We start from the raw sequence: 13,167 nt of genomic DNA on the forward strand, positions 1-13,167 counted from the left end.
CGGCGCCGGCGCGTGCCTGCGCTGCCAGGGCGTAGAGCAAGGCCTCGCCCTCGGCCGGTGCCGGCGCGCGCTTGCGCGGCACGGTTATGCTCTGTCCATGACGACACACGACGCTTCCGATTCCGCACCGCCGCCGGCCGCGCAGGCGTGGGCGACGATGGCCCGCCAGGTGGCCGGGCAGGACTGGCCCGCCGCCGCGCTGTACGTGGTGGCCACCCCCATCGGCAACCTGGGCGATCTGGGGCTGCGCGCGCACCAGGCGCTCGCGCGCGCCGATGTGATTGCGGCCGAGGACACCCGCACCACGCGCGCCCTGCTCGACGCCTGGGGCATCGGCACGCCGCTCATGGCCGCGCACCGCCACAACGAGGCCACCGCCGCGCAGGCGATCGTCGCCCGGCTGGCCCAGGGCGAGCGCGTGGCGCTGGTGTCCGATGCCGGCGCCCCCCGCCGTGAGCGACCCGGGCGGACGCATCGTGCGAGCCGCCCTCGACGCCGGCCATCGCGTCGTGCCGATCCCGGGTGCGAGCGCGGTGATCACCGCCCTCATGGCCAGCGGCGTCACGTCGGACGAGAATCCGGCCTTTGCCTTCGCGGGCTTTCCGCCCGCCAAATCCGCGGCGCGCCAGGCGTGGCTCAAGCCGTGGGCGGCGCTGCCTGCGCCGGTGGTGATGTACGAATCGCCCCACCGGCTCACCGCCACGCTCGCGGACCTGCTTGCGCTCTGCGGGCCGACGCGCGCGGTGACGATCGCCCGCGAGCTCACCAAGCGATTCGAGGAGATCGCCACGGTGCCCCTGGGCGACGCGGCGGCCTGGCTTGCCGCGGAACCCCGTCGCGGACAGGGCGAGTTTGTGCTCATCCTGGCCGAGGCGCCGGCCGCCGATACCGAGGCCACGGACGCCGACGAGGTGCTCAGGGCCTTGCTGGAATCGGTCAGCGTGCGCGATGCGGCGCGCATCGCGGCCCGCATCACCGGGGCGCCGCGCGACACGCTGTATGCGCGCGCACTCGCCCTGCGAGACGCGGGGTGAGCTCGGCCCCGCGCGTTCGCCTGCGGCGCACCACGCGGCACGCGACACTGGCAGACACAAGGGTGCGGCGTGGTCCGCCTGGCCAACGGACTCGACATCAGCATTCGACAAGGCACGCGACAGCCTCCGGCAAGGGCAAGGTCTGGATCATGCCTTGGTGGCTCGACGCGTGCGCGCCCGGTGCGTGCTTCCTGTCACACCCATGCCGCGCCAGCTTGCCCTACACTTTCCCTTCAGCTTGTCCTCCGGCCTGACGGCCGGCCGTCTCTCATGCCCATGAAACACCTGCTCGCCGGGGTCGACCTCGGTTCCAACAGCTTTCGCCTGGCCATTGGCCGCGTCGTCACGGATGACGGCGCGCCCCAGATCTACCAGGTCGACCGCATGAAGGAAACCGTGCGTCTGGCCGCCGGTCTGGATGCCGACCAGAATCTGGACGAAGCCACCATCGCGCGCGCGGTCAGCGTGCTGGAGCGATTCGGCGAGCGACTGCGCAGCTTTCATCCGGACAGTGTGCGGGCAGTCGCCACCAACACGTTCCGGGTGGCGCGCAACGTGGCCGAGCTGCACGCGCGTGCCGAGGCGGCGCTGGGCTTTCCGATCGACGTCATCGCGGGGCGTGAAGAAGCCCGTCTCATCTTCGCCGGCGTCGCGCACTCCCTGCCGAGCGCGCCGGATCGCCGCCTCATCGTCGACATCGGCGGCGGCTCCACCGAATGCATCATCGGCGCGGGCTTTGAGCCTGAACTGCTGGAATCACTGCCTATCGGTTGCGTGAGCTACAGCCGGCGCTTCTTCCCGGACGGGCGTATCGACGCCGATCGCATGCAGCGCGCCGAGCTCGCCGCCCGCCGCGAAGTCCAGACCATCGCGCGCGCCTACCGGCGCCATGGCTGGCAACAGGCTTTCGGCTCCTCGGGCACGGCCAAGGCACTGGCGGCCATCCTGCCTGCCACTGGCCTGAACGAGGGCGGCATCACCGCGCACGGGCTGGCCGTGCTGCGCGAGCGCCTCATCACGGCGGGCACCGTCGATGCCGCCAAGCTCCTGGATCTGAAAGCGGATCGCGCTGCCGTCCTGCCCGGCGGGCTGGCCATCATGCGCGCGCTCTTCCAGGAACTCGACATCGAGACCATGCAGTCGGCGGACGGGGCACTGCGCGTTGGCGTTCTCTACGACCTCCTGGGCCGGGACGCCGAGCAGGACAAGCGGCACGACACCGTGCGCCAGTTCATGACCCGCTATGAGGTGGACAAGGCCCAGGCTGCGCGCGTGCGCGAGACGGCGCTGGCGCTGTATGCCGGCATTGCGGGCGAGGCACCCGCGGGCGCGGACCCCACGGTGGGCAACCTGACGCAGTTGCTCGGCTGGGCCGCCGATCTGCACGAGTGCGGACTCTCGATCTCGCACAGCGGCTTTCACAAGCACGCGGCCTACATCCTGGCCAACGCTGACATGCCGGGCTTCTCACGCTCCGAGCAGCGCCTGCTCGCCGCCTTCTGCCTGGGCCAGCAAGGCAAGCTCAGCAAGCCGGAGCTCGCGCTCACCACGGAATCGCAGTGGCGCGCCCTGCTCTGCCTGCGGCTGGCGTGCCTCTTGTGCCGGCGCCGGGAAGACCTGGCCGAGACGCCCGTGCGCCTGCATGGCAAGGGCAAGGCCTTCGAGATGCAGGCCGATGCGCAATGGCTGAACGAGCACCCGCTGACGGGCTACTGCCTTGCCGCCGAAGGCGACGAATGGAAGAAGGTGGGCCTGTCGCTGGGGCTGGCGGCCGCCTGAGGGCCGGCCGGCGGGCGCACGGCCCGAGTGCTCAGAGCAGATCCGGATCGACCACGGCGCGCACCACGGTGCTGCGCCCGTCGTCGTCTTCCGTGGGAGAGGCCAGCCACCAGATGCCGCCACGGCGCACGGACCAGTGCCGGGCTTCGCCCGTCATCAGCTGGGCCGCCACCCGGCCGAGCGTGGGCTGGTGGCCCACGACCAGCACCGTGCCTGTGCCCTCGGGCTGCCAGCCCGCCGCCTGCAGCAAGGACTGCGGCGTGGCGTTCGGCGCGAGCGCCTGCAACACGTCGTAGCGACGTCCGAGCGCGTCCACCGTCTCACAGGTGCGTACCGCCGGGCTCACGATGACCCGCGTATCGTTGGGCAAGCGCTCGCGCAACCAGGCACCGCCGCGTTCTGCCTGGGCACGGCCGCGGGGCGTGAGCCGCCGCAGCATGTCGTCGGTGCCGTGTTCGGCTTCGGCGTGGCGCCAGAGGATGAGGTTCATTGCAGCTCGCAGGTCAGAAGACATCGGTGGCCGCGGCGCGTGGCTGCGGGTCGTGTTTGGCCGGGATTGTATGCCGAGTGTCCGCGCGGGCCGCATACCCCGCGCCCACGTCGCCTCACGCTAAAATGGCAGGTTGCCCGCCCCGTTCCGCCATCCTTTGCCGGCGCCAGCCGCGCCCCTCCTCGCCCATGACCGACAGGCCCACGACCGACAGGCTCACCCTGGCCGACTTCCACTACGATCTGCCCGCCGAGCTGATCGCCCAGCATCCGCCCGCCCATCGCGGCGCAAGCCGGCTGCTGCACCTGGACACCACGGGCGCCCTGCACGACCGCCAGTTCGCCGACCTGTCCGGCCTCGTGCAGGCGCACGATCTTCTCGTCTTCAACGACACGCGCGTCATCAAGGCGCGCCTGCGCGGGCACAAGGCGAGCGGCGGCAAGGTCGAAGTGCTGGTCGAGCGCATCCTCGAAGACAACCGCGTGCTCGCGCATGTGCGCGCCAGCAAGTCGCCGCCCGCCACGAGCAAGATCCGGCTGGCCGACGCCTTTGACGTCACGGTAGTGGGCCGCCAGGGCGATCTCTATGAGCTGGCGTTCCCGTCGCCCGTGCTCGAACTGCTCGATGCACACGGCGCCACGCCACTGCCGCCCTACATCACGCACGCGGCCGACGAAGACGACGACGCCCGCTACCAGACGGTGTATGCCCGCGAGCCGGGCGCCGTGGCCGCCCCCACCGCAGGCCTGCATTTCGACGACGCCATGATGGCCGCGCTGGCCGCGCGCGGCGCCGAGCGCGCCTTCGTCACCCTGCACGTGGGCGCCGGCACCTTCCTGCCCGTGCGCGGCGGGGATCTCGCCACGCACGTCATGCACAGCGAGCGCTATACCGTCCCGGCCGAGACCGTGGACGCCATTGCGCGCGCGCGCACGGCCGGCGGGCGCGTCATTGCCGTGGGCACGACGAGCGTGCGCGCCCTGGAATCGGCCGCAGCCGCCGTTGGCGCCCCCGGGCGCGTCCCGGCGCGCGCCCACCAGGCCGACACCCAGCTCTTCATCACGCCGGGTTATCGCTTCCAGGTCGTCGACGCCCTCGTCACGAATTTCCACCTGCCCGAGTCCACGCTGATGATGCTCGTGTCCGCCTTCGCCGGCATGGAGCCCATCCGCCGCGCCTACGCCCACGCCGTCGCCCAGCGCTATCGATTCTTCAGCTACGGCGACGCCATGCTGCTCGAAGCACCGGCCGCCTGACCCCGGCCCAGAGCCCGCGCCCAGCGGCCTGCCTTTCGCGTCCCGACTTTCGCCCTCGCCCATGACCACCCCGATCGCCTCCTCCTCCCGCCCCGGCCTCGCCTTCGAGCTGCTCGCCACGGACGGCGCCGCCCGGCGCGGACGCATCACGCTGAACCACGGCGTGGCGCACACGCCGATGTTCATGCCCGTGGGCACGTACGGATCGGTCAAGGCCATGGACCCGACCGATCTGACGGCCATCGGCTCGCAGGTGATCCTGGGCAACACCTTCCACCTCTGGCTGCGGCCTGGCACCGAGATCCTCGACGCGCACGGCGGCCTGCATGGCTTCATGCAATGGTCGGGCAACATCCTCACGGATTCCGGCGGCTTCCAGGTCTTCAGCCTGCAGGGCATGCGCAAGATCACCGAGGAAGGCGTGAAGTTCGCCTCGCCCATCGACGGCGCGCGGCTCTTTCTCACGCCCGAGGGATCCATGCGGATCCAGCGTTCGCTCAATTCGGACATCGCGATGGTGTTCGACGAGTGCACGCCCTACATGATTGGCGATCGCCCGGCCAACACGGACGAAGCCGCGCGCTCCATGCGCATGTCGCTGCGCTGGGCGCAGCGCTCGCGCAACGCCTTCGAGGAACTCGGCAATCCGAACGCGCTCTTCGGCATCGTCCAGGGTGGCATGTTCGAGACGCTGCGCGACGAATCGCTCGCCGGCCTGACGGACATCGGCTTTCATGGCTACGCGATCGGCGGGCTCTCGGTGGGCGAACCCAAGGAAGACATGCTGCGCATCCTAGCGCACGTGGCGCCCAAGCTGCCCGTGGCTGCCCCGCGCTACCTCATGGGGGTGGGCACGCCGGAGGATCTGGTCGAAGGCGTGGCCAACGGCGTGGACATGTTCGACTGCGTCATGCCCACCCGCAACGCGCGCAATGGCTGGCTCTTCACCCGCTACGGCGACATCAAGATCCGCAACGCCCGCTATCGCGCCGACACCCGTCCGCTGGACGAAAGCTGCGCCTGCTCGACCTGCTCGCGCTATTCGCGCGCCTACCTGCATCACCTGCAGCGTTCCAACGAAATCCAGGGCGCGCACCTGAACACGTTGCACAACCTGCACTTCTATCTGCAGATCATGCGCGAGATGCGTGAGGCCATCGAGGCCGGCACGTTCGCGCAGTGGCGTGCGCAGTTCGCGAAGGACCGCGCGCGCGGGGTCTGAGGCGAGGGATTTACCCGCTACAATCGGCCGTTTGCGTCAACGATTCCAAGGATTTCCCGATGAGCCTTACCCAAGTTTCCCAGACCGTCATGGCCCAGGCTGCCGGCGGCGAGAGCGCGCTGATGGGCATGCTGCCCATCATCCTGATGTTCGTGATCCTCTACTTCCTGATGATCCGTCCGCAGATGAAGCGCCAGAAGGAACACCGCAACATGGTGGCGGCCCTCGGCAAGGGCGACGAAGTGATCACCGCGGGTGGCATCGTTGGCCGTGTCACGGACGTGAAGGACAACTACGTGACGCTGGAAATCGGTGGCGATGCTGCTCGCCCGGTCGAAGTGACGATGCAGAAGGTTGCCGTCCAGACGCTGCTCCCCAAGGGAACCATCAAGGCGCTGTAACGCACCAAGTGGACTCGGACAGACGCCCGCCGGGCGCCTGTCCCCGAGCCACTGTCCCGTCCCGCCCGGGACGGCTTTGCCTGGCTGACCTCTCGCCGGGCCAGTCGTTTGCAGGAACTCTTCTGTGAATCGTTATCCCCTCTGGAAGTACATCATGGTGGGCGTCGCCCTCGTGGTGGGCCTCATCTACACCCTGCCGAATTTCTTCGGTGAATCCCCCGCCGTCCAGGTCTCGAGCGCGAAGACCACGGTGCGCGTCGAAGCGCCCATGATGGACCGGGTGGAGCAACTCCTCACCCAGGCCGGCATCCCGCACACGGGCGTGCAGTTCGACCAGAACGGTCCGGTGGGCAGCGTGCGCGTGCGCTTCGAGAGCACGGACCTGCAACTGCAGGCGCGTGACGTCATCGAGCACGGCCTGAATCCGAATGCCGCCGACCCATCCTACACGGTGGCGCTGAACCTGCTGCCGGCCTCGCCAGCCTGGCTGTCCGCCCTTGGCGCCAACCCGATGTACCTGGGTCTGGACCTGCGCGGCGGCGTGCACTTCCTGCTGCAGGTGGACATGCGTGGCGCCCTTCAGGGCCGCTACGAGACCATCGCGAGCGACGTGCGCAATGCCCTGCGTACTGCCAACGTGCGTGCCGAGAACGTCGAGCGCGCCGGCAACGCCGTGAACATCACCGTGGCCTCAGGCGATGCGGCGCGCGTGCAGGATGCCCTGCGCACCCAGATCCCGGATCTGCAGCTGCAAGCCGCGCCCCAGGGCGAGCGTACGCAGTTCACCGGCACGCTGAGCGAAGCCGCGGTGCGCAGCGCCCAGGAAAACGCCCTGCGTCAGAACATCGCCACCCTGCACAACCGGATCAACGAACTCGGCGTGGCCGAGCCCGTCATCCAGCAACAGGGTGCCGACCGCATCGTGGTCCAGCTGCCGGGCGTGCAGGACGTGGCCCGTGCCAAGGAAATTCTCGGCCGCACGGCCACCCTGGAGATCCGTCTGGTGGACGACTCCCCGGCCGCCCAGGCTGCGCTTGCGGGCGGCACGGTGCCCTTCGGCCTGGAACGCTATGAAGACACCGGCGGCATGCCGCTGCTCGTGCGCCGCCAGGTCATCCTGACGGGCGAGAACCTGCAGGATGCGCAGGCCGGTTTCGATGATCGTCAGCAGGCCGCCGTGCACCTGACGCTGGACGCCAAGGGCGCGCGGATCTTCCGCGACGTCACGCGCGCCAACATTGATCGCCGCATGGCCATCATCCTGTTCGAGAAGGGCGTGGGCGAAGTCGTCACCGCCCCCGTCATCCGCACGGAAATCGGCGGTGGCCGCGTGCAGATCTCGGGCAGCATGAACACCCGCGAGGCCAATGACCTGGCCCTGCTGCTGCGGGCCGGCAGCCTGGCCGCCCCGATGGAAATCATCGAGGAGCGCACGATCGGCCCGAGCCTGGGCGCGGACAACATCAGCAAGGGCTTTGACGCCACGCTGTGGGGTTTCGTCGCGATCTCCGTCTTCATCATCGCCTACTACGCGCTCTTCGGCGTATTCTCCGTCATCGGCCTGACGGTGAACCTGCTCCTGCTCGTCGCGCTGCTCTCGATGCTGCAGGCCACGCTCACCTTGCCGGGTATCGCGGCCATCGCCCTCACGCTGGGCATGGCGATCGATGCGAACGTGCTCATCAACGAGCGCATCCGCGAAGAGCTACGCGCGGGGGCCACCCCCCAGCAGGCCATCCACCTGGGCTTCGAGCGAGCGTGGGGCACGATCCTCGATTCGAACGTCACCACGCTGATCGCAGGCGTCGCCCTGCTGGCCTTCGGTTCGGGCCCGGTGCGCGGCTTTGCCGTCGTGCACTGCCTGGGGATCCTGACCTCGATGTTCTCGGCCGTCGTCGGCGTTCGCGCCGTGGCCAACCTCTGGTATGGCCGCCAGCGCAAGCTCAGCAAGATCTCGATCGGCTCGGTCTGGAAGCCCAAAGGAAACTGACATGGAATTCTTTCGCTTTCACCGCTCGATTCCATTCATGCGGCATCGGCTGATCCTGAACCTGATCAGTCTGGCCGTTTTCGTGGTGGCCGTGTTCTTCATCGCCACGCGCGGCTTTCACCTGTCGATCGAATTCACCGGCGGCACGGTAATGGAGGTCAACTACCCGCAGGCCGCCCCCCTCGACGAAGTCCGCACGGTCATCTCGGGCATGGGCTATTCGGACTTCCAGGTGCAGAATTTCGGCACCTCGCGCGATGTGATGATCCGCCTGCCGGCCAACGCCGACGTGGGCGCGGCTGCGCAAAGCCAGCAGGTCATGGCCGAGCTGCAGAAGGCCAGCCCCGAGGTCGAGATGCGACGCGTCGAGTTCGTCGGCCCGCAGATCGGCCAGGAGCTCGCCTACGACGGGCTGCTCGCGCTGCTCTTCGTGGTCGTGGGCATCGTGATCTACCTGGGTCTGCGCTTCGAATGGAAGTTCGCAATCGCTGGCATCGTGGCCAACCTGCACGACGTGGTCATCATCCTGGGCTTCTTCGCGTTCTTTCAGTGGGAGTTCTCGCTGGCCGTGCTGGCCGGCGTGCTCGCCGTGCTGGGGTACTCGGTGAACGAGTCCGTCGTCATCATGGATCGGATCCGCGAGAACTTCCGCAAGCAGCGCACCGCCACGGTCGAGGAAACCATCGACAGCGCCATCACGCAGACGATGTCGCGCACCATCATCACGCACGCGTCCACGCAGCTGATGGTGCTCTCCATCCTCTTCTTCGGCGGCGCCTCGCTGCACTACTTCGCCCTGGCCCTGACCGTCGGCATCTGGTTCGGCATCTATTCGTCGATCTTCGTCGCCGCGGGCCTGGCCATGTGGATGGGCGTCAAGCGCGAAGACATGATCAAGCCGATCAAGAAGGACAACGAGGGCGCTCTGGCCGAAACGCCCTGAGCCACGTCCTGTCCTCCTGAAGAACGGCGCCTGCGGGCGCCGTTCTTTTTTGCGCGAACCCCTTTTGCGCGAGCCCGTGCGCGCCTCAGCCCGCGACGCGGCGCGATGCGGCCAGACCGGCCACGGCCAGCGCCGGCATGACGACGGCGTACGTGGCGAGCGGCCAGGGCGTGTCACCGCCCAGCCCCAGGGTCGCCGCCGTGCCGACCACCACCACGATCACGCTCTGCACGGCGTAATAGCACGCGACGGCCAGGCCTGCCGTCTCGTCGAAGGCGCGCAGCGCCCCGCTGGCGGTCACAGACACCATCAGCACGATACCCACGGCAATGACGCCCATCGGCAGCACGAAGCCAAGCCACGCGCCAGGCCACGACAAGGTGGTCACGGCCAGACAGCACGCACCGCCCATCATCGTCGCTGCACCGCGCACCAGGCAACCTGGAATGCCCCAGCGGGCAAGCGCACCGCCCGTGAAGCGGGTGGTCACGATCATGACACTGGCCACGGCGCCAAAGATGACGCTGAAGGCAAGCGGTGACAGCCCGGCCCCGCTGATCAGCACGCGCGGCGCAGTCGAGAAGAACACGAAGAATGCGCCCATCGCTGCGCTGAACCCCACGGTATAGATCCAGAAGTCGCCGTGGGACAGGACGGCGCGCAGGCTGGCGCGCGAAGCGCGGCAGCGCCGCTCGCGCGTCTCCGGCCAGTGCCGACCCGCCCGCCCGAGCGCGAGCACACCCAACAGGCCCAGCAGGCCGAACACGGCACGCCAACCCCAGGCCTGGATGACGAACGCCCCCAGGATCGGGCCCAGGGCGGGCACGAACGCCAGCATGGCGCTGAACAGCCCGTAGATCGTGGCGCTCTCAGGCAGGTCTGCATAGACATCGCGCACGGTCGCGAAGGTGGCCACCAACGCAGCCGACGCGCCCAGGGCCTGCACCACGCGCCACGCAAGGAATGCCGTCCCGGTCGTCACCAGCGCCAGGGCCAGGGAGGCGAGGACAAAGAGACTGCCACCCGCCAGCAACACGGGGCGCCGGCCGATCCGGTCTGACAGCGGACCGAACACCAGTTGCCCCAGACCCAGCATCAGGAGGTAGAGCGACAGGGTGAGCTGCACCGTGGCAGCCGAGGCGCCCAGCGCCTCCGGCATGACCGGCACGGCGGGAAGGTACACGTCCATGGCCAGGGAGGCCAGGAGATCGAAGGGTGCCATCAACACCACGGTCGATGACAGGGAATGCGCCCAGACAGGGCGGGAAGAGACAGACATGACGAAGCATCCGCACAGAGAAGGATTCTGGCGGCGATCTGCCTGGACAGTCAGTGATATCGAAGGCCATCGCCGCAACGACTTACAGCACAGCGTCGTTGCGGCTCAGCGTTCTGCGGAAGGCCCGGCTCCCATGGGTGGCGACTCGCGGTTCGGAATGTGTCCGACAGCTTACCTCAGGCCTCCACCCGTTGCGGTTTGCCCGGGGCCACGGCCACGAACACGAGCGTGGCCAGCAGGTAGAAGACACCCGTGATCGCCAGGCCATGGGCCGTGCCCACCACAGTAAAGAGAAAGCCCACGAAGAGCGGCCCCACCATCTGGCCGAACTTGTCGGCCGCGCGCATCACGCTGGTGGCCGAGCCCGGCCCGTAGCGCTGCACGTTGGGCAGTGACAGCATCCAGACCGTCTGCGCCGCGCCGCTCCAGCAACTGCCCAGCGCCAGCAGGAACACAGCCAGCGAGACGGCGAAAAGGCTGTTGTCGACGTAGAGATAGACCATGCCGGCACTGCCCAGCAGCCCGCCGAGCACGATGAGCGGCTTCTTGCGGGCCGTGCGGTCCACCACCCGGCCTATGAAAGGCCCGAGATAGATCATGCACAGGCCGTAGAGCATCAGCACGCGCCCGATGCTGGATGCGCCCACGCCCTGGGCCTGCAGGTACAGCGGGAGCGCGAAGTACAGCAGCCCCACCTGCGCCACCGAGAACGGCACGACGCTGCCCGCGAGCAAGGCGCCGAAATCCCGGCTGAAGATCAGGCGCACGAGCTCGCGTCGGCGGCTGCCGGGACGCACCGGCGCGCGCCCCGCCTCTGGAAGCGGCGCCCGCACGGGGCTGGCCACGGCCTCGGCAGCCGCCGGCATGCGACCGAGACGCCGTTGGCGGCTGGCGAGCCAGAGCACGCCCACCATGGGCAGCACGAGCAGCGCGGCGCTCGCGATGAACACGGGGCGATAGCCCGCCTGATCGGCCAGCATGGCACCCACGGCAGTGCCGGACAGATGACCTGCGAAGAGCCCGGCCAGCAGCCAGGCCATGTTTCGGCCACGGAACACCGGCGAACTGCGGGTGACGACGAACCCCTGCAAGCCCATCCACGCCAGGCCGTAGCCCAGACCTACGAAGGCCCGGGCAAGCACGAAGGTCTCCAGCGTGTGCGCAATGCTCGCGACGAGTGCGGCGCCCGCAGCGAGGAGCAGCCCGCACAGCACCGGCAAGCGCCAGCCGCGACGATCCGTCAGACGCCCGGCGAGCAACGCCCCCACCAGACCGCACAGCATCTCGGCCGACAGCGGCAAGGCCATCAGCAGATCGCGCGGCAGCGAGAGAAAGCTGGCGGGCAGCGTGCCGGCGTAGAGCGGGATGAAACTCAAGGGCAGCGCCCAGGCAAAGAGAAAGCCGAACATCACCGGGCGGGCGATGCGCGCGACGCGCTCGGCCCGTGCCACCGGGCCGCCCGGCACGAGGCCCGTGACAGGCGCATCCGTGCCGCGTGCCCGCGTCATCACCACCGCCAGCAACAGGAACAGCTCGAAGGCCGTGATGGCCGAGATCAGGGCCACTGTGCCCGCATCCAGGACCCGGGAGCGCACCCCGGCGGCGATCACGGCGGGGTCGAGCCGGATGTCGAGCGTACCCGCCGGCTCACGAGCGCCGTCGACGGCGCGGCTGAGCGGCAGCAGGATCATCATGTCGTCCGCGCCCGAGGATGCTGCGGCCGCCGTCTCCGATTCGCCGGCGCGGGGCAGTGTTCCTGCCCCATCGGCCGCAGCCAGCGTCCGACCATCCCTGTCGATCAGACGCAGGCTCTGCACGGCCGGCATCTCCCGCGACAGCCGAGAGAACATCGTGTCGATGCCGCGCACGCGCGCCATGTCCACGCCCATCTCCATGACGCGTTCGAGATCGCGCTGGGTGCGTTCGGCCAGCATCATCACATTGCCACGCGTGGCCTCCAGCCAGGCCGCACGGAACGACGTGGTGGCATCCAGGGCGTAGACCCCCTGTGCAATCAGCATGGCGGCCAGCGGTAGCGCCAGACGCCACCCGGTGAGCACGCCGGCAGCCGGCGCGGCCACACCCAGCACGCCGAAGACCAGGGCGAGCACGAGGACGGCAGCGCCGGTGGTCATCGCCAGCACCCCGAGGCTGCGCTTGAGGAAGGCCGCCTCACGCTCCGCTTGCCCGCCATCGTCCACCCAGACACTGAGCACGCCTTCGGCAGGGCCGGGGCCAGCCTGTAGCGGCACGGCCACGGCGATCAGCGCCTGGCCGTCGTACAGCACGGCATCGCCCCCCAGCCGGCGCAGACCGGTGCCCGGTGGCGGCGTGAGCGCCGGCGCGGCAGCCACGGCTTCCAGATCCGTGTCGGGTGGCGCGGTCTGACCCAGCGCGGCCAGCGTGAAGCCGTCGGGCAGTACGACTTGGGCATGCAACACGTCGGGCTGGTCACCCAGGCTGCGCTCCAGTACGCGTTGCAGGCCAGAGAACTGGGCGAGCGGCTTGCCCAGCCGCAACCCCGCCTCGATCGAGGCCGCCGCATTGCGCGTGAGCAGCTCGACCCGCTCGGCGGTAGCGCTGGTGGCAAGACGGCTGTAGGCCGCCAGGCTCAGCAGGCCGATCAGGGCCTGGGCCAGGACGAGAACGATCAGGCAGGCCCCAATCAACTCGAGCGTTGCCAGCCGGCCACTGGGTGCCGACTCCCTGTTGGACGCACGAGTCATACGAGGTCTTTCCTCTTGTTAGCATTGGCTACATGAAAATATAATCG

The 13,167-nt window shown here is 69.0% G+C and carries 9 protein-coding genes and 1 pseudogene; 7 read left to right on the forward strand and 3 right to left on the reverse strand.

Annotation, left to right across the window (positions count from 1 at the left end; all coding sequences use genetic code 11):
• Window positions 1-97 precede the first annotated feature (97 nt).
• Both rsmI and ppx read left to right on the forward strand, forming a co-directional pair.
• A pseudogene (gene rsmI, locus IMZ29_RS08885) lies at window positions 98-1,034 on the forward strand (16S rRNA (cytidine(1402)-2'-O)-methyltransferase).
• A 276-nt stretch (window positions 1,035-1,310) separates the two neighbouring features.
• Window positions 1,311-2,813 carry an exopolyphosphatase gene (gene ppx / locus IMZ29_RS08890; RefSeq protein WP_216183090.1) on the forward strand — a complete coding sequence of 501 codons (1,503 nt, stop codon included), beginning with the start codon at window positions 1,311-1,313 and terminating at the stop codon, window positions 2,811-2,813.
• A 31-nt stretch (window positions 2,814-2,844) separates the two neighbouring features.
• Here ppx and IMZ29_RS08895 read toward each other — a convergent pair whose 3' ends face one another.
• On the reverse strand, window positions 2,845-3,303 hold the full coding sequence (locus IMZ29_RS08895; RefSeq protein ID WP_216182928.1) for a SixA phosphatase family protein: 459 nt from the start codon (window positions 3,301-3,303) through the stop codon (window positions 2,845-2,847).
• Between the two features lie 188 nt (window positions 3,304-3,491).
• On the opposite strand from IMZ29_RS08895, the gene queA reads away from it, so the two are divergent.
• The 5 genes from queA (at window position 3,492) to secF (ending at window position 9,115) form a co-directional block, all read left to right on the forward strand.
• A complete protein-coding gene (queA, locus tag IMZ29_RS08900; protein WP_253206987.1) occupies window positions 3,492-4,559 on the forward strand; it encodes a tRNA preQ1(34) S-adenosylmethionine ribosyltransferase-isomerase QueA in 1,068 nt (355 codons plus the stop codon).
• 61 nt (window positions 4,560-4,620) lie between these two features.
• Window positions 4,621-5,781 carry a tRNA guanosine(34) transglycosylase Tgt gene (gene tgt, locus IMZ29_RS08905; protein ID WP_216182932.1) on the forward strand — a complete coding sequence of 387 codons (1,161 nt, stop codon included), beginning with the start codon at window positions 4,621-4,623 and terminating at the stop codon, window positions 5,779-5,781.
• Between the two features lie 59 nt (window positions 5,782-5,840).
• Window positions 5,841-6,182, forward strand: a complete 342-nt coding sequence (gene yajC / locus IMZ29_RS08910; RefSeq protein WP_216182934.1) for a preprotein translocase subunit YajC — start codon at window positions 5,841-5,843, stop codon at window positions 6,180-6,182.
• A 124-nt stretch (window positions 6,183-6,306) separates the two neighbouring features.
• Window positions 6,307-8,172: a protein translocase subunit SecD gene (gene secD, locus IMZ29_RS08915; RefSeq protein ID WP_216182936.1), complete on the forward strand. Its 1,866-nt coding sequence runs from the start codon at window positions 6,307-6,309 to the stop codon at window positions 8,170-8,172.
• A gap of 1 nt (window position 8,173) precedes the next feature.
• Entirely contained in the window at window positions 8,174-9,115 is a 942-nt protein-coding gene (secF, locus tag IMZ29_RS08920) for a protein translocase subunit SecF (protein WP_216182938.1), read from the forward strand.
• Between the two features lie 85 nt (window positions 9,116-9,200).
• On the opposite strand, the gene cml is transcribed toward secF, so the two are convergent.
• Window positions 9,201-10,394 (reverse strand): CmlA/FloR family chloramphenicol efflux MFS transporter, encoded by a 1,194-nt coding sequence (gene cml, locus IMZ29_RS08925; RefSeq protein ID WP_216182940.1) that lies wholly within the window; start codon window positions 10,392-10,394, stop codon window positions 9,201-9,203.
• A 176-nt stretch (window positions 10,395-10,570) separates the two neighbouring features.
• Window positions 10,571-13,120 carry an MFS transporter gene (locus tag IMZ29_RS08930; protein ID WP_216182942.1) on the reverse strand — a complete coding sequence of 850 codons (2,550 nt, stop codon included), beginning with the start codon at window positions 13,118-13,120 and terminating at the stop codon, window positions 10,571-10,573.
• Window positions 13,121-13,167: the final 47 nt, after the last annotated feature.

Source organism: Verticiella alkaliphila, assembly GCF_018904615.1.
Classification (GTDB): Bacteria; Pseudomonadota; Gammaproteobacteria; order Burkholderiales; family Burkholderiaceae_B; genus Verticiella; species Verticiella alkaliphila.

What these genes read in the sequence shown, in the direction of transcription:
- queA (WP_253206987.1), top strand. Translation starts at nt 3,492, where the DNA reads ATGACCGACAGGCCCACGACCGACAGGCTCACCCTGGCCGACTTCCAC.
- yajC (WP_216182934.1), top strand. Translation starts at nt 5,841, where the DNA reads ATGAGCCTTACCCAAGTTTCCCAGACCGTCATGGCCCAGGCTGCCGGC.
- cml (WP_216182940.1), bottom strand. Translation starts at nt 10,394, where the DNA reads ATGTCTGTCTCTTCCCGCCCTGTCTGGGCGCATTCCCTGTCATCGACC.
- tgt (WP_216182932.1), top strand. Translation starts at nt 4,621, where the DNA reads ATGACCACCCCGATCGCCTCCTCCTCCCGCCCCGGCCTCGCCTTCGAG.
- secF (WP_216182938.1), top strand. Translation starts at nt 8,174, where the DNA reads ATGGAATTCTTTCGCTTTCACCGCTCGATTCCATTCATGCGGCATCGG.
- IMZ29_RS08895 (WP_216182928.1), bottom strand. Translation starts at nt 3,303, where the DNA reads ATGAACCTCATCCTCTGGCGCCACGCCGAAGCCGAACACGGCACCGAC.
- IMZ29_RS08930 (WP_216182942.1), bottom strand. Translation starts at nt 13,120, where the DNA reads ATGACTCGTGCGTCCAACAGGGAGTCGGCACCCAGTGGCCGGCTGGCA.
- ppx (WP_216183090.1), top strand. Translation starts at nt 1,311, where the DNA reads ATGAAACACCTGCTCGCCGGGGTCGACCTCGGTTCCAACAGCTTTCGC.